Origin of the sequence: Paenibacillus sp. EKM10P (genome assembly GCF_011800655.1) — a bacterium.
Classification (GTDB): Bacteria; Bacillota; Bacilli; order Paenibacillales; family Paenibacillaceae; genus Paenibacillus; species Paenibacillus polymyxa.
Genome location: NZ_JAALET010000003.1, coordinates 61,589 through 81,727, shown reverse-complemented (window position 1 = coordinate 81,727; position 20,139 = coordinate 61,589). Strand labels below are relative to the sequence as shown.

The following is a 20,139-nucleotide window of genomic DNA, read 5'->3' as shown; positions in this document are numbered from 1 at the left end:
GATAAAGGGGCGTGAACGACATGAGTAAGGAACCGAATACGCTGGTGAGCGAGGAAATGCCAAGTACGAATGGAAGCGGAGCGCAAAAGGGGACGGCAAAAATGCAGGCAGATAGCTCTCTTTTTCCAAACTACGCGAGATACCCGCTTACACTGGTGAAAGGACAAGGAAGCTGGCTGTGGGATGATCAGGGCAAACGTTATCTGGATTTCATGTCAGGTATTGCCGTTACCAATCTAGGCCATGCGCCTCAAGCTGTAGCGGAGCGTTTGAAAAAGCAGATCGATGAACTGTGGCATGTATCCAATCTGTTTCATATTCCTGGGCAGGAACGGGCTGCGGCCTTGCTGACAGCTAATAGTAGCGCAGATGCGGTGTTCTTCTGCAATAGCGGAGCTGAAGCGAACGAAGCTGCCATTAAGCTGGCTCGTCGTTACCACCAGAAGGTGAAGCAGACCGGTTGCTATGAAATCATTACGTTCACGCAATCCTTCCACGGACGGACGCTGGCAACCTTGACTGCTACGGGTCAGGACAAAGTAAAAGAAGGCTTTTTACCGCTTCCCGCCGGATTCAAAAGCGTTCCGCTTCATGATCAGGCTGCGCTCGAAGCAGCGATCAATGAGAATACAGCGGCAATTATGCTGGAAATGGTGCAGGCCGAAGGTGGCATGTATCCGGTAGACCCTGCTTTCGTAAACGTGATTACCAAGCTGTGCCAGGAGCATGGCTTGCTGCTGATCATTGACGAGGTGCAAACAGGTATGGGACGGACAGGTAAGCTGTTTTCCTTTGAGCATTATGGGATTGAGCCGGATATTTTTACATTGGCGAAAGGACTGGGCAGTGGCTTTTCGGTCGGTGCAATGCTAGGCAAAGAATATTTGCGTGAAGCGTTCACAGCGGGCAGTCATGGTTCTACGTTCGGGGGTACACCGCTTGCTATGGCAGCAGTTCAAGCGACCGTTGAAACGATTATTGATGACAAGCTGCCAGAACGCGCTGCCGAAATGGGAGATTATCTCTTCCAGAGTCTGCAAAAGCAGCTTGCAGATATTCCTTTTGTCCAGGATATCCGCGGAAAAGGTCTGATGGTCGGGATTGAGTGTGCGGAGCCGGTAGCAGAGCTTGTTTTGGCAGGACAGAAGAAGGGCATTCTGTTCATTACAGCAGGACCGAACGTGATTCGCTTGTTGCCTAACCTGTATGTAACGAAAGAAGAAATAGATCAGGCTGTAGCATGGATTGCTGAATTGATTCGGGAGCACGTAGCTTAGTGTAAAGACAGAAGCATCCGAGATTAGAGCGTAAAAGGAGAGGATCGCATGAGCCAGGGCGGCGCACTGCAACAGGTGAATTTGAAAGGACGGGACTTTCTAGAGCTGGACGACTACTCGCCAGAGGAGATCCAGTATTTAATTGATCTCGCCATTGAAATTAAGCGTAAGCACAAAAACGGAGAAGCTTATCAGCCGCTGAAGGGGAAAACACTTGGACTGATTTTCGAAAAATCCTCCACACGCACACGGGTATCCTTTGAAGTCGGTATGTATCAATTGGGCGGGCATGCCCTTTTCCTCAGCAAAAATGACATTCAACTGGGACGCGGAGAGCCGATTAGCGACATGGCCCAAGTGATGTCACGTTATCTGGATGGCATTATGATTCGGACCTTTGGGCACGATAATGTCGTAGAGTTGGCGCGTTATGCATCCGTTCCTGTGATTAATGGTTTGAGCGATTTGGCGCATCCGTGTCAGGTGCTGGCTGATTATCAAACCTTATATGAGCAAAAGGGTAAGCTGAAAGGACTCAAACTGGCTTACGTCGGAGACGGTAACAATATGGCGCATTCCCTCTTAATTGGTGGAGCGAAGCTCGGAGTGCATGTCTCCATTGCAAGTCCAGCTGGATACGAGCCTGACCCGAGTGTGGTCGCGGTTTCCCGTGAGATTGCCAAACAGACAGGTAGTGAAATTGTTATCACGCAAAGTCCGCAGGAAGCAGTAAAAGATGCCGATGCGATCTACACAGACGTGTGGGCAAGCATGGGCTTTGAGGAAGAGCAGAAGGAGCGTGAGCTTGCTTTTGCCGACTTCCAGGTGAATGAGGAGCTGGTTAAGCTCGCCAAGCCAGATTATTTATTCCTGCACTGTCTACCTGCGCATCGTGGGGAAGAAGTGAGTGCAGGAGTAATCGACGGTCCCAATTCGGTCATTTTTGATGAAGCGGAAAACCGCCTACATGCACAAAAAGCGTTGCTAGTTGCTTTAATTGGATAAAGTTGATCGTAAAGAAGATAGAGGTATAAGCATTCGGGGAGGACTTCAACAATGGCAAAAGAAAAAATCGTACTCGCATATTCCGGCGGTCTGGATACGTCGGTCATTCTGAAATGGCTCAAGGAAACCTATGATGCTGAGATTATCGCATTTACCGCAGATATCGGACAAAAGGAAGAACTGGACGGTTTGGAGGAAAAAGCACTCGCTACGGGAGCTTCCAAAGTGTACATCGATGATCTGCGTGATGAATTCGCCAAGGATTTTATTTACCCGATGTTTCAGGCGGGTGCTTTATATGAAGGGCAATATTTGCTCGGAACGAGTATTGCACGTCCATTGATCGCTAAGCGGATGGTCGATATTGCGATTGCTGAGGGAGCAACAGCCATTGCCCACGGCGCAACAGGCAAAGGCAACGATCAGGTGCGCTTCGAGCTGAACGCGGCGGCGCTAACGCCGGACATCCAAGTCATTGCACCTTGGCGGCTGGAAGAGTTCCGCAACCAGTTCCCGGGCCGGGCAGAAATGATTGCCTATGCGGAAAAACACGGTATTCCGGTAACCGCTTCTGCAGCCAAGCCGTACTCCATGGACCGCAACCTGCTGCATATCAGCTATGAAAGCGGCGTGCTGGAGGACCCTTGGTTTGATCCGAGCGCTCCTGAAAATAAAGAAATGTTCTTGCTCAGCAACGCGCCTGAGGACGCCCCTGATGAAGCAGAATATTTGGAGCTGGAATTTAAAGCAGGCAACTGCGTCGCTTTGAACGGTGAACAGCTAACTCCGCTGCAAGTGATGGAAAAGCTGAACGAACTGGGCGGCAAGCATGGAATCGGACGCGTAGATATGGTGGAGAACCGTTTTGTGGGTATGAAGAGCCGCGGAGTCTATGAGACGCCAGGGGGTACAATCTTGTTCGCAGCTCACCGCAAAATGGAGTCCATCACAATGGATCGCGAGGTTATGAATCTGCGTGATAGCCTGATTACCCGTTATGCTACCTTGGTGTACAATGGATTTTGGTTTGCGCCGGAACGTGTCGCTTTACAGGCACTGGTTCATGAGAGTCAGAAAAATGTCAGTGGTACGGTGCGCGTGAAGCTGTACAAGGGCAATATTATCGGTGCAGGCGTTAAAAGTCCGGTTAGCTTGTACAACCCAGACATTGCAACCATGGAAGCTGATCCGACGCAAGCCTACGATCAAGGCGATGCCACAGGCTTTATCCGCTTGAATGCTTTGCGTTTGAAGGTAAATGCGGGCGTAACACAAAATCATAAATAAGATGTAATCAAAAAAATGTACGGAATGCGGGCCGTTCTTGTCCAAACGACGAGGGCGGCTTGTTATTGCAGAGAGGGGATCATGCAATGAGTAAGCTATGGGGCGGACGGTTTACAAAGCAAACGAACAAGCTGGTAGAGGAATATACGGCTTCTATCGGATTTGATCAGGCGTTGGCGGAAGAAGATATTCAAGGCAGTTTAGCTCATGTGGCCATGCTAGGAAAATGCGGTATTATTCCGCAGGAGGATGCGGACACGATCAAGGGAGGACTGCACACCGTTCTGGAGCGTATCCGCCGTGGGGAAATTGAATTTTCCGTTTCGGATGAGGATATTCACATGAATATTGAAAAAAACCTGATCGAGGCCATTGGTCCGGTCGGCGGTAAGCTGCACACTGGACGCAGTCGTAACGATCAGGTAGCAACGGATATGCACTTGTATTTGCGCGGACGTGTGGTATCGCTGGTAGGTATGCTGCATGATGTACAAGTTGCATTAATTGGGCAGGCCAAGGACAATCTGGACACAATAGTGCCTGGATACACACACTTGCAGCGTGCGCAGCCTATTTTGTTCGCGCATCACTTGCTAGCGTATGTGTCTATGCTAGAGCGTGATATTGACCGACTCAAGGACAGCTACAAGCGCATCAATGTGTTGCCGCTCGGGGCTGGCGCTTTGGCTGGAACCACTTTCCCGATTGATCGTCATTTTGTAGCTGAGCAGCTCGGTTTTGATGGCGTCTATGAAAATAGCCTGGACGCTGTTAGTGATCGGGACTTTATCGTAGAGTTTTTGGCCGGGGCCTCGCTGATTATGACACATTTGTCTCGTCTGAGCGAAGAACTGGTGCTATGGAGCAGCACGGAGTTTGGTTTTGTCGAGCTGGATGATGCTTTCTGCACAGGCAGCAGCATTATGCCACAGAAGAAAAACCCGGATGTACCGGAGCTTGTACGTGGCAAAACCGGGCGTGTCTATGGAAACCTCGTCGGTCTGCTGACAGTACTGAAGTCCTTGCCACTGGCATACAACAAGGACATGCAGGAAGATAAGGAAGGGATGTTCGATACGGTTGCTACGCTGGAGGGAGCCCTGCAATTATTCGCCCCAATGATCGCTACAATGAAGGTGAACAAGGATCGCATGCGTCAAGCGGTCAACCAGGATTTCTCCAACGCAACGGATATTGCGGACTTTCTGGTCGGCAAAGGTCTTCCGTTCCGGCAGGCTCATGAGGTCATTGGCAAAACGGTGCTGTATTGCATCCAGCAGGGCAAGTATTTGCTTGATCTGAAACTGGATGAATTCCAGCAGTTTTCGGATCTGTTCGACGAGCGGATTTATGAGGTGCTTCAACCAGAAGCGGTAGTCAATGCTCGAAATGTGTATGGTGGAACCGCCACCGGTCAGGTGCAGGCAGCCATTGAACGCAGTGAACAGCTTCTAGTGAACACGTCAACATGGTTTGAAAATCATAAGCCAAAAAATTAATCTGTGAAGAAATAATTATTCTCTTGCACAGCAACGGGATGCTGTGTAAAATCAGATTTTAAGAATATTTGCCAGCTATGTTCTCAAAGGCACCGTTCGCGGTGTCTTTTGTGTTTTCCGAGAGGGTTGAAAGATTTATGCTCGGAATAACCATGAACTACATAGATGTATTGAAAGAATATCATCCACGAGGCTTAATAACTGGTTCTATATACCTATCCATACATTAGTGTGAAAGTTTCTAGAATTTACATTTTTGTATACTACGCCTACTATGATTATGGTAGAATAGCACTAAGTTTTTCATTGAATTACCAATTTAGTAGAACGAGAAGCATATGCGATAAATCATTGTCAAGTGTTTAATGGCTTTTTCGACCAGGAAAATTGCATAAATGTGTAAAGGAAGGGCCTGAATGAGAAAACAGGTGTGCCCTGGTTTCGAAAGAATAGCCGTTAAAAATATTGAAGTAGCGACATAGCAAAAGGCAGAGTCGGGACGATCCAGGGAGGTATTATGAGAACTAAACGAACGACGCGTCAGCTAAAGAGCGCTTGGATCGGTTATCGCGCTTCTGACGCCGATGGATTGGTATCCTCATTGCATGAGGAGCGAATCCAGGCAGAGAAGTTGCTACGTGAGGAGCGGGAGCTTTTCCACGCGGCGCTGGAGCGGAAAAAGCAGCGGGATACCGAGTTAAAGCAACTGCTTGCGGACGCGCTTGCGGAAGAGCGGCGCTGGATTGAAAGGGCGGGAATTCATGGGTGACAAGCTTAGGTGGCAGGTTGGAGGAGTTTCAATTCGCCAAACCAAGAGAAGAATAAAAGAAGAGCGTCAGCGAATCGAACAACTGCAACAACAGCTAGAGGCTCAGCGTGCAGAGCAGGCTCCGATACTGTACAAGCTTGATTTTCATATCGAAGAGTTGGAACGGCGACTTCAGGATACAGAACTTCGTATTCAGGCTTTACAGAATGCCAATGATACAGCAGCAGCTGTGGAACAATTGCTGGATGAAGGAATACAGGATGGACAGGTGCAGGAGGCGCAAGTCCAATATGCATCTGGGCAGGAACAAGCAGCGGCAGGAGCAGCTATAGGTCTTGCTTCCAGTATCCCTGGTGCAGAAGGCGGAGAGGCGGCAGCAGGAACGCAGACCGGACGAAACGGCAAGGCCCGTCTGGGAGATCAGCTGGTGGAGAACGGGATGATTACCCGGGATCAGCTGACAGATGCTATCCGCAACCAGAAGCGTTACGGTGGCAGACTGGGCGATATTCTTGTAGAGATGGGTTTCATTACAGCTGAGCAGCTACAAGAGCAAATTGATGGTGATGAGTCCAAGGAGAGACTGGGCGATATGCTGGTTCGTTCCGGCTATATTACACCGGAGCAGCTAGAGCGTGCGCTCGAGTTCCAGGCGAAGAGCGGCGGACTGCTCGGCGACATCTTGCTATCATTGCAAATGTTGGAGCCAGCGGATTTGTACCGCGCGATTGCTACACAGAACCGAATCGGGCGTATTGGTGAGGAGTTGGCGCTGGATGCGGCGTACAAGCTACCCGAGCAAGTGGCCATGGCTTATGGCGTGGTCGTCATCCACCAATATATGAACCGCTATATTGTAGCGGTCAGTGATCCACTGCCAGAGGAGCGACGCTTGAAGCTGGAAGAAATTCTGGGTATGCCGGTAGAGCAAGTACTTGCAACGAAGGAAGAGATGGAGCAGCTCTGGGGTAAAATCTACGGTGAGGAAATGATGCAAGAGAGCACGACCGGGCTATTGGAAAAAGAACCGCATAATTCGGCGCGGACCACCTTTACCAAGGGACAGCTCTGGGTGTTTGCAGCTATGGGAATGATCACACTGCTTGGCCTCCTCTGGAACAGTTGGAAAACGGTGCTGATCATTAATATGATGATTCAGCTGTTTTATTTTGCTATGACGCTATTCAAATTTGGTATTATCTATCTCGGTTCCCGGCGTGGGGCGCAGCTTCGCTTCACGAAGGAAGAGGTAGACGCCATGGATGAAAAAAGACTGCCGATCTATACGATTCTTGTTCCGATGTATAAGGAAGCGGGCGTGCTTCCAATGTTGTTGCGGAATTTGGAACAGCTGGATTATCCAAAGTCCAAGCTGGATGTACGGCTGCTGATCGAAGAGGACGACATTGAGACGATTGAGCTGCTACGGGAAATGAAGCTGCCAGCGTATTACACGACACTGGTCGTGCCCGACGGCTTGCCGAAAACTAAGCCGAAGGCATGTAATTATGGACTTATTCGGGCCCGCGGCGAATTTGTCGTCATTTACGATGCTGAGGATCGTCCCGATGCTGACCAACTTAAAAAGGTCATTGCAGCGTTTGATTCACTGCCTGAGAATTATGCGTGTATTCAAGCGAAGCTCAATTATTTTAACAGCACACAAAATTTGCTGACCCGCTGGTTCACACAAGAATACAGTATGTGGTTCGAATTGCTGCTGCCAGGAATTATGCAGTTAGACACCCCCATTCCGTTGGGCGGTACGTCCAATCATTTCCGGGTATCTGTATTGAAAGATATCAATGCGTGGGACCCCTATAATGTAACCGAGGATGCCGATCTGGGCATTCGTCTGTATAAAGGTGGTTATAAAACGGCCATTGTCGATTCCCGCACATGGGAGGAAGCGAACAGCCGCGTGGGCAACTGGATTCGTCAGCGTTCGCGTTGGATCAAGGGATATATGCAGACATGGCTGGTTCATATGCGCAATCCGGTTAAGCTGGTGCGCGAAGTGGGCTGGAAAGGATTTTTCGGTTTTCAGGTGATGATTCTGGCGACTCCGATGTTGCCATTGCTAAACCCGATTTTTTGGGGCTTGCTTATTTTATGGTTTGGCTGGGAGTTGTCCTTTATTCCCAAGCTGTTCCCGGGTTATGTGTACTACTTGGCCAGCGCGGAATTTTATATCGGTAACTTTCTGTTCGTATTCAGTAATGTGGCCGGCATGTATTGGGTCATCGGTGAGCTGGAAGAACGCGGTGAACGAACATTTTCATACGCGATGGTCAAATATGGGCTACTCTCGCCGTTATATTGGGTACTTATGAGTATAGCTGCGATAAAAGCAGCTTGGCAGCTTATAACCAAGCCGTTCTATTGGGAGAAGACGACGCATGGTCTGACCGATATGCATGACTTGGATGATACCCCGGCACAGTCCTCCTGAATATGAAGAAAGAAGGAGCAAGAATGGAGACCAAAAATCCTTTTTTATCCGTCGTCATTCCCATGTACAATGAAGGCTCACATCTTGAGCGTTCACTTAAGGTGATTGATGGGGTGCTGTCTGTTGTCACCTCACGTTATGAGCTTATTATTGTAGATGATGGTTCCAAAGACGATACGTGGCTCAAGTTGTCCGAATTGTCCCGCCGTATGCCCTCTTTGCTCGCACTCCGGCTGAGTCGGAATTTTGGTAAGGAGCTGGCGTTGTGCGCAGGTTTGGAAAATGCATCTGGCGATGCGATCATTGTCATGGACGGTGATCTGCAGCATCCTCCTGAGATGATCGGGGAAATGGTGCGTTTATGGCAGAATGAAGGTTATGATTTAGTTGAATGTGTGAAAGAATTTCGGGGAGAAGAGTCTGTAGGCAAAAAGCTCGGAGCTTCTTTGTTCTATGCAACCTTGAATCGTTTGACGGGCTTTAATCTAAAGGATGCCTCCGATTATAAGCTGCTGGATCGAAGAGTGGTGGATGCCTGGATGGCGATGCCAGAGCGTATGCCGTTTTTTCGCGGGATGACCGCCTGGCTCGGTTTTCGTAAAACCCAGATTACATTCCGGGTGGCTCCACGAGAAGAGGGTCCAAGCCGCTGGAGTCCGTTAGGCCTATTTCGATTGGCTGCGGAAGCGATCGTTTCGTTTTCGACGGTACCTTTGCGGGTAGTGAGTTTAATGGGTCTCATTTTCATGCTGATTTCGGTCGTGTTGGGGATTCAAACCTTAATGCACAAAATAACGGGTGACGCTGTGACCGGGTTTACCACTGTCATTTTACTGCTTTTGATTATCGGTAGTGTACTTATGCTGTCGATTGGAGTGGTAGGAGAATATATTGCCGCCATATATCACGAAGTCAAAGCCAGACCCCGTTATCTAATTGCAGATAAACGGGCGAATGCTGACCGACTGTGGGTGGATAGGGAGTTTAATCAACATGATCAGACGTTCGTATCTAAAGTATCCAATCATTAAATACGGTATTGTCGGACTGCTGGGTACAGGCATTCACGTCGGTGTACTTGTGCTGCTGGTGGAGCTGTTTGCAATACCTGCAGTAACGGCTACTACCATAGGCTTTATCGTTACGTTGCTCGTTTCGTATGTGCTGAATCGTAACTGGACGTTCGAGCCTACCGGCGAAGGGAGCCGCACTCAGTTTCTTAAATATTTATTGGTCTGCACCTGCGGCTTGCTCCTGAATGCCGCTCTGATGTACGTAACCATTCACTGGATTGGTTGGTCGTATCTGATCGGTGAAGTCTTAACTACCATCATCGTGCCAGTTCATAATTATATCTGGAACCGCTATTGGATCTTCTCCGTTCCGCAACAGCGTCAGAAAGAGGTTTCATGATCGTAAGGAAACATGGAAAGTTGTTGTCATTGTTTGCTTGTATTGCTGCTCTAGAATTAGCCGTGGGTGTTTATTTTGCATGGCATCTTGGCTATATGCATACCGATGCGCTCAGTCGAGTAGCAAATGCATTTTATGTACTGTATAGTCGTGACCCGCATTTGGGTGCTATTGGGTTTGTGTGGAATCCACTACCGAGTTTGATGGAACTCATTGTACTGTTGTTCTATCCATTGTTTCCCGCACTCGCTTCCCACGGGCTGGCAGCAGTGATTGTGAGCAGCCTGTTTGCTGGGGCGAGTGCAGCATTATTGTACGGGACGGGAAAAGAACTAGAGCTTCACGGTGTAACTAGTTTGCTAATTGCGCTGTTATTTTCACTGAATCCGTTTATGTTTCTGTTTGGCTTCAACGGCTTGAGTGACTCGCCCTATATCTTTTTTATCCTGTTGACAGTGAGTCGATTCTGTATGTGGCTTAAGGATCGCAAGGCGGCGAATTTGATCGTATCCGGTTTTGCGCTTGCATTGGCATTTTGGGTTCGCTACGAAGCAGTCCCACTGGGGGTTGCGCTGGCTTTGGGCGTATTACTGACGATTTTTTTTCTGCATCGGTGGCGTACAAACAGAGAGAACGTTAAAACGCAATTGTCTTTAAAAGAGCGCCTGTACAAGGTAGAAGCGACATGGCTTCTATTGTTGCTGCCGCTTGTCTTTTCCGGTTTGTTGTGGCTCTTTTTTAACTGGATTATCATGGGCGACCCGCTTTACTTTTTACGCTCGCAATATTCCAATTCCACACAATCAGCGGCTTTGCTGGAGGATCAACGCTTTGTAGAAATGTTTGCTCACCCTATGCTGATGCTAAAGTTTGTCGGGCAACGGACCTTATGGTATGCGGCTCCGTTGATTGCCGTTTTGCTTATACGCCTATTGGACAAACGTCTGTGGAGTTGGAGCACATTAACGCTGCTGGCTATTTTTTTATCAGTACCTGGGCTCCAGCTTTTACTGATGCTTAAGCATTCTTCGTTTGGCTGGTTCCGATATTTTATGTATGTATTCCCGATTACGGTTGCTTGGCTGCCGTATGAGCTTAGTCTGTTGAAGGGGAAAATGCGGGGGATCGGAATCTCACTGGTAACGGCAGGAATGTTGGCAACAGCAGGCTTGTTATCCTACGCACTGACGAATCCCGCGATTGCGGCGGATGAGCATAGCTATCTGACGCATAGTGGCAATGAAAGCTATACTCGACAAATTGTTGAACGGAAAATAGGGTCATGGCTGGATGAACATTATGGTTCATCTCTCATTTTGACAGATTCTTATACGGCCTATCCGATCATTTTGAGCAGTAAAATGCCGAAGAAGTTTATGATAACGAGTGATTATGATTTTGGGAAATCTTTAACGGATCTGCCCGCTTCCAAGGTGGATTATGTTTTGGTTACGCGCTTGGTAGAAGGGGTACCACTGGATCAGGTGAACCGGAACTATCCTAATCTGTTTGAAAAGGGGGCGCCATGGGCCACGTTGGTGCATGATTTTGACGGGGAGTGGCGATTGTACAAGATAGAGCATGAAGAACTGCAATAATTTTATTGTATTTTAGTGCATCGTAGCGGAGGGAAGGATACAGCTGGAGGGCGTAAGCTCCCTACAGCTGCACCACCGCAAGAAGTTTGAGGGGGAACGAGAGGAATGTCCTTTCGCAAATGGTCTGCAAGCAGATGGATGGCTATAGGTCTGTTTGTGTTTATACTTGCATTGGAGCTATCTGCGGGCATCTATTTCAGCTATGTTCTGGGATATATGCACACAGACGCGCTCAGTCGGGTAGCTAACGCATTTTATGTGCTGTACAGCCGCGACCCGCATCTGGGCGCTATCGGATTTATCTGGAATCCACTACCCAGTCTTCTGGAAATGGTGATTCTATTGCTGTATCCAATCTTTCCGGCATTAGCCTCCTATGGATTGGCTGCTGTTATTCTGAGTGCTACCTTTTCTGCTTTGACCGCTATGCTGCTATATCGGGCGGGTGTCAGAACAGGGATTAGCTCTAGGATGAGCTTGCTGCTGGCTTTGTTGTATGCACTGAATCCGTTTATTTTACTATTTGGTGCCAACGGTCTAAGCGATTCGTTATACATATATTTCATTATGATGACGGTGATTGAATTTGCGCTGTGGCTCAAGGACCGCATGACGGCAAGTCTGATTGTTTCTGGGTTAGCACTTGCCATGGCGTTCTGGACTCGTTATGAAGCGGTGCCTCTGGGCGTGGCCATGGCTGTTGGCGTGGTCTTGGCGATTTTATTTCTTCATCGCAACTTGGGTAGACGTGAACTGGCCCTGCGGGAAAAGCTGCATAAAGTCGAGGCAACCTGGTTGCTTCTTCTGCTCCCCGTGGTCTTTTCCGGGCTGTTGTGGATTTTCTTTAACTATCTTATTATGGGGAACGCTTTTTATTTCCTGAATTCAGAGTACTCGAACACGGCCCAATCGGCAGAGCTGCTGAATGATGATAAATTTGTAGAGATTTTCTCCAATCCGCTGGTGGCTTTGAAGTTTATTGCATCCAAAACTATCTGGTATTCTGTACCGTTGTTTGCTATTTTGTTCATTCGTCTGTTGAGTGGACGCTTGTTCCGGTGGGGAACCTTGATTATTTTGTTATTGTTCCTGTCTGTACCAGGCTTGCAGTTTTTACTTATGATGCGGCAATCCTCGTACGGTTGGTTCCGCTACTTTATGTATGTATTCCCAATTACCGTAGCCTGGTTGCCTTATGAGTTGAGCCAGCTTCAGGGACGTTGGCGGAGGGCGGCCTTTGGTCTAGTGTCCGTCAGTCTGCTACTTACCGCTGGATTACTCTCCTATGCGTTGACTCGCCCGGATATTGCACCGGATGAGAATAGCTTTCTCACACGCACGGGGAATGTAAACTATGTGAGACAAGAATCAGATCGTAAGATTGCCGTTTGGCTGGATGAGCATCTGCCGAAGTCTACCATTATGACAGATTCGGCTTCAGCCTACACGATGATCGTCTACAGCCAATATCCCAAACGTTTTCTGATCACCAGTGATTATGCGTTCAATAAAGCATTAAGTTATCCGCAGGACAATCATGTGGACTATATCCTTGTACCTAAGATTATGTCAGGCATGCCGCTGAGTAAGATTAATATGGTATATCCGAATTTATATGAGCATGGTGCCCCATGGGTTCAGCTTGAACGTGAGTTTAACGGCGAGTGGCGTCTGTATAAAGTGTTGCCTAAGGCACTAACTAATGGATCTCCAACGACGGAGACAACGACTAATCCCTGATGATAGGCATAACAACAATCCCTGGAGCCTATTCCCTTCGCATGGTGCGAGGAGGAAGGCTGCGGGGATTTTTTTGCCTGTTTAGTGCCCTTTAAGCGGTAGCCATGCCAGTACATCCTGAATTTTCGCGTCCCAGTATCCCCATTCATGAGTTCCAGGACCTTCTTCGTAGGTCAGCGGAACTCCAAGAGAGGTGCATGTTTCACGAAAAGTCTGATTTCCCTTATATAAGAAATCTTCCGTACCGCAGCATTGGTAGAGTCGGGGGAGTGAGGTCCCCGCGGTGGTATGACGTTGTAGCAGCTCCAGCAAATCGTGATCTGTTCCGCGTATTTCATCTGGCCCGAAAATGTTAAGCCATTCCGCTGGACTCATGGCATTTTGCATAGGATCGGTACGGGATGCGTGTAAATCCATAACCCCCGAAAGACTGGCAGCGGCTGCAAAGCGTTCTGGGTGCTGGAGTGCCAGTTTGAAGGCACCATACCCCCCCATAGAAAGACCAGCTACAAAATTGTCTTCACGTTTGTCCGACAGAGGAAAGAATGAACGTGCCAAAGCCGGCAATTCTTCACTAATAAAGGTCCAATAAGCCGCTCCTTGCTCCATATTCGTATAGAAACTCCGATGTACCTGGGGCATGACGACGGCTAGGCCCATAGAGGCGACGTAGCGTTCAATCGAGGTTCGACGCAGCCAGGTTGAATCATCGTCCGACAGGCCATGCAGTAAATACAGTGTCGGATGTGGCCCTGTTCCTTGCTTGCCCTCCATTCCAATCTGTGAGTGGGTTGCCTGCGGAAGAATAACATTCATGGATGTGCTTAGACCAAGAACTTCCGAATAAAACTGACATTGAATAAGAGCCATAAGAAAACCTCTTTTCCTAGGGGGTTGCAATCTCTTTGACCTGTCCCAGCCTACAACTGATTATTCATTAAGTATACTTTAACCTGTCCAAATATACATATCCAAGTGAATGACTAGGCATTAAGTCCTGTTTCTTATTTATCCTACATTAGGAGGGGGCATGGTTATATGGGACGATTTTTTTAATTTAGGGGTTATTTGGGTTTGATTTCTGGTAAAGTGTTTAAAAAAGATTGATGAATCCAATCTGAGGGAGGAATTTATAGCATGGGGAAAAAGTTAAGAACCACAATTACAGGTGTACTGAGTACAGGTCTTATTCTTAGCGCATTCAGCGCAGCGGCAGCTGCTCCTCAAACTACAAGCGGCCATTGGGCAGGAGATCAGGTGCAACGCTGGTCAGCTACAGGGCAATTGGATGGGGCGGTAAAACCGGATGCGGCGATCACACGCGCAGAATTTATCGTTCTTCTGAACCGCAGCTTGGGAACGTTCACACAGGAACTTCCAGCAGTGACAGACGTAACGTATGCAGGTGGTGTGAAAATCAACGGTAATGGAAGCAGAACGTTCACAGATGTTCCGGCATCCCACTGGGCATACAACGAACTGACTAGTGCCGTAAATGCAGGCTACATAAGCGGCTATGCAGGTAACAAGCTCAAACCAAATGGTAAGGTAACACGTCAGGAAGCAGCTGCGATTATTGGCAAAGCTATTGGGCTGACTGCGGGTAACGCAGCAGATGTTACTAAATTCATTGACTCCGATAAAATTGGATCTTGGGCGAAGAAAAGTGTAGCGGCTGTTGCGGAGCAAAAAATCATCAACGGTTATCCGGATGGTAAATTCCAGCCACTGAAGCCGCTGACTCGTGCAGAGGCGGTTGCTATTCTGGATGCTGCATCCGGTTACAACCTGAGCCCTGTTGATAATCTGACGACGACTCCTGGTGGAACGGTAACGGATTCCACATACAGTAACGTGACAAATTCCACTTATGGTAATACGTCGACTACTTCTGGCAGTGAAACAGAAGATAGCAGCACAAGTACTAGCACAGATAGTACAACTACTACGGACAACTCTACAACAACAGAGACAAGCACAGAGACAACTACAAATACCGATACGACTACAGACACAGCTACTGACGCGGATGCTACTTCGAATGCACTGAAAGTCAACGATGTGTACGATGGTGAAGGTACAATTACAGGAACAGCAAAAGCGGGTTCCACAGTAACTGCCTATTCCAACGATCTGCCTATCGGCAGTGCAGTAGCCAAAGATGACGGCACATTTAGCATCAGTGTGCTTACTCAAAAAGCGACAGTTAGACTGGTGATCAAAGCTAAAGATACAGACGGCCATGAAAGTGAGCCTGTAGAAATCTCGGTTTTGAGTAAACGCAGCGAGTAATTTAGAAACAAAAAAACCCCCTTTCACTCTGTCTGGAACCAATCCAGCCAGTAGTGAAGGGGGATTTTTTCGTTTATTCGCTTATGCCATCTTCCACAATAGGTTTCTCCAGTTCGCGTGTTTGTGGCTCAGACGATGTGCTACCGCCATAACTAGCTATAATGCGCTGCTGCGCCCGGTACGTATCGCGGCTGATTCGGGTGCGCTCGACGGGTTTTCCATCTACCTTTTTTATTCGAAAGGTCTCTACCACATACCCTTCTTTCCCCTGCCGAATGACTTGATAGAAGCCGGAGGGGAGTGAGTCGTTACGTATTCTCTTTACGGGTATGGGGAGTACGCGAACGGTGTGAGATTCAAGCTCATACGCAATATTGGATGGGAATGTACCAAAAATTTTGACGGTAAGCGTTCGATTTTGGACCGCGGCACGTAGGAGCAAATGTTTGCCGGTATTATTTCTAAAACGAAAATTAATGGATCCTGTAGCAAAGGTCGCATCCTGGCCTTTGGGCAGATAGCTGACTGGCAGGGAATGGTTGCGGCGTTCGACAATGTCCAAGCCGACTCGCAGCGCTGCATTATAGACCGTGCTGGATACCTGACAAATCCCACCGCCAATGCCGGACTCCAGCCGTCCGTTCACGATTACTGGAGCCTCACGAAAACCATGGGTGCGCTCAGCCTTGGCAATCACCTGGCTGTAGTCAAATATGTCACCTGGTTTGAGAATTAAACCATCAACGGTGCTTGCCGCCGAATTAACGTTATACACACGTCCTTCCGAACTGCTGCCGAGACTGGTGGAAAATTGGGTGATTTTTCGCTCTATACCTTCGCTGCGCAGACTGTCGACCGTAATTTTCGGCTCCAACTGGTGGAACGGTAATTCCACTAGGATCGGCTCCTCGAAAGCCGTAAAATCCTTGGGGAGTGCCTGCTTCATTACGACGTCCAGTTTGGGCCAATCCAAGCGCCGGGCAGAACGCCCCGGAATATAACGAACCTGATCGTTTGCATCAATCTGACGCACCGCATTGATAGGCATGCCGTATCGTTGTTCCTCCCAATCAGCTCCAAATTGGGATTTTAAGATCTTCTCTTGCTGGAAAGGTGTGATAGACCATTCCTTCTCGAAGCTAAAACGTGTCTGTACGCGAGTCCATAGATGCTTCGCGCTGAGTGCCTTTACCGCATTTCGGAATGCCTCCGCTTTATAACTGAACCCTGCTTCCCCGAGTGTTAGCTTTATATCCTGTGCACTGCTGTCACTGTCCGTGAAGAGCAGAGGGCGCTGCTTCAATGCATCCAGTTTTTTCTCCACCAGTCGAAGAGCGTCCGTTTTATCCATGCCGCCTACGTTGACTCCTCCGATCCGCACTCCCTCTGGTAGTGTTTGTCTATCGGCGTACAGATGAAGTCCTCCCCACAACATAGCGAGCGCCAGAACACCAGACCATATCCAAATGACAGATAAATGAATTTTTTTCATAATGCAGATGTCTCCTGTCTGATAAGCTTGATAGCATTTCGTGTGCCATAATATTCATATATATGTGCCAAAAGCAGAAAACTTTCGGTACTATTTAGGTAACAAATTTGTTACAATGATAAACGGTATGATGAAATACAGAAGTTTTTAAAGGAAATGCATGGAATATGTCGAATGGATACTAGGTTATACGTAACATGATTAAGCAGCGGGAAGTGATCGAGTGATTGAAATGCAGGATGTGTGGAAGACCTATACGAACGGGACCCACGCACTTCAAGGAGTATCGGTCAGAATTGACCGTAATGAATTCGTATACGTAGTCGGCCCGTCTGGAGCGGGGAAATCGACTTTTATGAAGCTTATTTATAGAGAAGAAGTACCGACCAAGGGACAAATTTCAGTCAATGGTTTTAATATTGGGAAGCTCAAGCAGCGCAAAATTCCCTACGTTCGTCGTAACATCGGAGTCATTTTTCAGGATTTCCGGCTTTTGCCGCGTTTGACAGCCTATGAAAATGTGGCTTTTGCTATGGAAGTTATAGAGGCTCCCAAGAAGCTGATCCGCAAGCGGGTTCCAGAAGTGCTCGAATTGGTTGGCTTGAAAGAAAAAATGAATCGTGAGCCTGCCCAGCTTTCTGGTGGGGAGCAACAGCGTGTAGCAATTGCACGGGCCATCGTGAACAATCCCTCGGTCATCATTGCTGATGAACCGACGGGGAATCTGGACCCCGAAACATCGTGGGAGATCATGCAGTTGCTGGATGAAATTAATTTTCGGGGTACGACCATTGTGATGGCGACACACAATAAGGACATCGTGAACTCCATGCGTAAACGCGTCATTGCCATCGAAAATGGCAATATCGTAAGAGACCAGGTAAGAGGGGAGTACGGATATGACTTTTAATACCTTCTTGCGTCATATGCGGGAAGGTTTCAAAAACATATTCCGCAATGGCTGGATGTCCGTAGCATCCGTCACCTCAATTATTGTGTCACTGCTCATACTGGGCGTGTTTATTATGCTGGTGCTTAACGTCAACTCCTTGGCTGATCAAGCAGATAGTCAGGTGGAAGTTAACGTATTTCTGGAGCTCAATGTCGATCAGAGCATGCGTGAAACACTGCAAAAGGAAATCGCGGCAATGCCGGAGATCAGCAAAACGACCTTTGTGACGAAAGCTCAAGGTTTGGAGGAGCTTCGCAAAGATTTGGGAGACAGTGGCAAGGATCTGCTGGAGGGTTTTGACAAGGACAGCAATCCACTGCCGGACAAAATCGTGGTAGAGGTTATTGAACCAACGACGGTTCCATTTGTGGCCGAGAAGATTGAGAAGCTGAATACATTGCATCCCGAAAAACCGATCTTAAAGGTTCGTTACGGCAAAGGCACTGTAGAGACGCTCTTTACCATTACTAAGCTGATCCGCAATGTTGGTTTTATATTCGTCGCCGGACTGGCGATCATGTCTATGTTCTTGATATCGAATACCATTCGAGTAACGATATTGGCACGACGCAGAGAAATCAGCATTATGAAGCTGGTCGGTGCGACCAACTTTTTCATACGATGGCCGTTTTTTATCGAAGGCGCGCTTATTGGTCTTATTGGTTCTCTTATTACTGTAGGAATTTTATTTACAGGCTATCAGCGTTTGCTGACAGCCGTTCAGGGAGATATCGCTCTCAATATGTTGAAGCTTATGCCGCTTGAAGGCATTTGGATTCAGCTGAGTGCATTGCTGGTTATTTTGGGGATGCTGGTCGGAATTATTGGCAGTACCCTGTCCATGCGCAAGTTCTTGAAAGTCTAAGAAGCATTTGGTGGAACGTCGTAGTCATTCAATAGAACGGGGAAGCCCGGTGTTATTTTGCGATAAAGGATGGGGAGTGCAAGTTGAAAAAAATAGGATCTGTGTTGGCTGCTACGTTGGTAGCTGCATTGCTAATCCAGCCTTCTGACGGATATGCCAAAAGCGTGAGTGAGATCAATTCGCAACTGAACCAATTAGAAAAGCAAGCCAAATCTGCCAAGCAACAGCAGCAAAAGGCTGCTCAAGATAAACAGTATGCTCAACATTACAAAAATAAAACCGTACAAAACCTGAAAACGGTACTTGCTCAAATTAACAGCGTCAGTGATCAGCTGACTCGTGTAGCGGTTCAGATCGATCAAACGGAAGATAATCTGCGTGCGACTAAAAAAGATTTGGCCGAAGCAATTGATCGCATTAATTCGCGGGAAAAAATGCTGGAAACTCGTGTGCGTCTCATGTATACGGATGGAACGGTCTCCTATATGGACGTGCTTATGTCTTCGACCAGCTTTAGTGATTTTCTCAGTCGGGTAGATTCCCTGAAAACGATCGTGGAGCAGGACCAAATTCTGTTGGACGAGCATAAAAAGGACAAGGCTCTGGTCGTTAGCAAGAAAAAGCAGCTTGATACGGAATATAAAAATGCCAAGAAGCTGTATGCGCTCAAGCAGGACGCCAAAGCTCAATTGAATTCGAAGGAAAAAGAGAAGCAAAGACTGATTGCCAACTACGATCATGATATTGCTGAATCGGATGAAATTAGTGAAGAGCAAAACGATATGCTGGTAGCCCTCGCGAACAAACGTGTGGCGCTGGTGCAGGAGAAGAACAAGCTCAGAGCGGAGCAGGCTGCCAAAGCAGCACGCGCTAGAGCAGCTGCACGTGCTGCTGCAGCCAAGCGAATTGCGTCTTCATCCTCAGGCGCAGCCTCGAATTCCAGCCATACGGCAGCCAGTACGTATACGGGCGGATCCGGTACTTTGGCTACGCCTGTAGCCCATTACCGACTCTCATCTACTTTTGGCATGCGGGTACATCCGATAACCGGCAAGCTTAAAGGCCATACAGGTATTGATCTGGCGGCTCCGCAGGGAACCGACATTCATGCAGCCGAGGACGGGGTTGTCATTGTTGCTGAATGGTGGAGCGGATATGGGAACACGGTTGTCATTGACCACGGAGACGGACTATGGACCCTATACGGACATATTCGCAACGGCGGTACGGTGGTTCATACGGGGCAAACCGTGAAACGCGGTCAAAAAATTGCGGAAGTGGGTTCGACGGGGAATTCCACAGGACCTCACTGTCATTTCGAAGTGCGCGAGAATAACAAACCTGTAAATCCGATGAACTATTTATAATAGATAAGGTAAGCCCTATTTGTAACCAATCCGGTTGTAGATAGGGTTTTGCTTTAATGGTTCATATCCAATGAAGAACATGTGCATTGAAACACGGAGTAGGATACAATTAACATATTCCGTACAAGCTA

General features: G+C 48.0%; 16 protein-coding genes. 14 read left to right on the top strand and 2 right to left on the bottom strand.

The window, feature by feature from the left end:
* Positions 1-20 precede the first annotated feature (20 nt).
* The 10 genes from HFE01_RS09795 (at position 21) to HFE01_RS09750 (ending at position 13,040) form a co-directional block, all read left to right on the top strand.
* Positions 21-1,277, top strand: coding sequence for an acetylornithine transaminase (locus HFE01_RS09795; RefSeq protein WP_107733848.1), 1,257 nt, complete (start codon positions 21-23; stop codon positions 1,275-1,277).
* 48 nt (positions 1,278-1,325) lie between these two features.
* Positions 1,326-2,282, top strand: a complete 957-nt coding sequence (gene argF / locus HFE01_RS09790; protein WP_107733849.1) for an ornithine carbamoyltransferase — start codon at positions 1,326-1,328, stop codon at positions 2,280-2,282.
* Positions 2,283-2,333: 51 nt separating this feature from the next.
* Positions 2,334-3,569, top strand: coding sequence for an argininosuccinate synthase (locus tag HFE01_RS09785; RefSeq protein ID WP_107733850.1), 1,236 nt, complete (start codon positions 2,334-2,336; stop codon positions 3,567-3,569).
* Between the two features lie 86 nt (positions 3,570-3,655).
* Entirely contained in the window at positions 3,656-5,068 is a 1,413-nt protein-coding gene (argH, locus tag HFE01_RS09780) for an argininosuccinate lyase (RefSeq protein ID WP_107733851.1), read from the top strand.
* 517 nt (positions 5,069-5,585) lie between these two features.
* The gene (locus HFE01_RS09775) at positions 5,586-5,837 is read left to right on the top strand and encodes a hypothetical protein (protein WP_016822944.1); all 252 of its coding nucleotides are present in this window, start codon (positions 5,586-5,588) and stop codon (positions 5,835-5,837) included.
* Complete coding sequence (locus tag HFE01_RS09770) at positions 5,830-8,289, top strand: cyclic di-GMP-binding domain-containing protein, MshE-related (protein WP_016822945.1); 2,460 nt, start codon at positions 5,830-5,832, stop codon at positions 8,287-8,289. Before HFE01_RS09775 ends, HFE01_RS09770 begins: the two co-directional genes overlap by 8 nt.
* Before the next feature lie 23 nt (positions 8,290-8,312).
* Complete coding sequence (locus HFE01_RS09765) at positions 8,313-9,320, top strand: glycosyltransferase family 2 protein (RefSeq protein ID WP_017427078.1); 1,008 nt, start codon at positions 8,313-8,315, stop codon at positions 9,318-9,320.
* On the top strand, positions 9,283-9,702 hold the full coding sequence (locus HFE01_RS09760; RefSeq protein ID WP_013373353.1) for a GtrA family protein: 420 nt from the start codon (positions 9,283-9,285) through the stop codon (positions 9,700-9,702). The genes HFE01_RS09765 and HFE01_RS09760 overlap by 38 nt, the downstream gene beginning before the upstream one ends.
* A complete protein-coding gene (locus HFE01_RS09755) occupies positions 9,699-11,300 on the top strand; it encodes an ArnT family glycosyltransferase (RefSeq protein ID WP_107733852.1) in 1,602 nt (533 codons plus the stop codon). Before HFE01_RS09760 ends, HFE01_RS09755 begins: the two co-directional genes overlap by 4 nt.
* Before the next feature lie 105 nt (positions 11,301-11,405).
* Entirely contained in the window at positions 11,406-13,040 is a 1,635-nt protein-coding gene (locus HFE01_RS09750; protein WP_039276374.1) for a glycosyltransferase family 39 protein, read from the top strand.
* An 81-nt stretch (positions 13,041-13,121) separates the two neighbouring features.
* Here HFE01_RS09750 and HFE01_RS09745 read toward each other — a convergent pair whose 3' ends face one another.
* A complete protein-coding gene (locus tag HFE01_RS09745; RefSeq protein WP_107733854.1) occupies positions 13,122-13,910 on the bottom strand; it encodes an alpha/beta hydrolase in 789 nt (262 codons plus the stop codon).
* Between the two features lie 267 nt (positions 13,911-14,177).
* Between HFE01_RS09745 and HFE01_RS09740 the strand changes: the two genes are divergently transcribed.
* Positions 14,178-15,332: an S-layer homology domain-containing protein gene (locus tag HFE01_RS09740; protein ID WP_039276371.1), complete on the top strand. Its 1,155-nt coding sequence runs from the start codon at positions 14,178-14,180 to the stop codon at positions 15,330-15,332.
* Between the two features lie 73 nt (positions 15,333-15,405).
* On the opposite strand, the gene HFE01_RS09735 is transcribed toward HFE01_RS09740, so the two are convergent.
* Positions 15,406-16,824 (bottom strand): VanW family protein, encoded by a 1,419-nt coding sequence (locus HFE01_RS09735; protein WP_167437849.1) that lies wholly within the window; start codon positions 16,822-16,824, stop codon positions 15,406-15,408.
* Between the two features lie 223 nt (positions 16,825-17,047).
* Here HFE01_RS09735 and ftsE point away from each other — a divergent pair, with 223 nt between their 5' ends.
* The 3 genes from ftsE to HFE01_RS09720 all read left to right on the top strand — a co-directional run bounded on the left by ftsE (position 17,048) and on the right by HFE01_RS09720 (position 20,008).
* Positions 17,048-17,734, top strand: coding sequence for a cell division ATP-binding protein FtsE (ftsE, locus tag HFE01_RS09730; protein ID WP_007432660.1), 687 nt, complete (start codon positions 17,048-17,050; stop codon positions 17,732-17,734).
* On the top strand, positions 17,724-18,641 hold the full coding sequence (ftsX, locus tag HFE01_RS09725; protein WP_016822951.1) for a permease-like cell division protein FtsX: 918 nt from the start codon (positions 17,724-17,726) through the stop codon (positions 18,639-18,641). The genes ftsE and ftsX overlap by 11 nt, the downstream gene beginning before the upstream one ends.
* Positions 18,642-18,724: 83 nt before the next feature.
* Entirely contained in the window at positions 18,725-20,008 is a 1,284-nt protein-coding gene (locus tag HFE01_RS09720; RefSeq protein WP_016822952.1) for a murein hydrolase activator EnvC family protein, read from the top strand.
* The last annotated feature ends 131 nt before the right edge of the window (positions 20,009-20,139 follow it).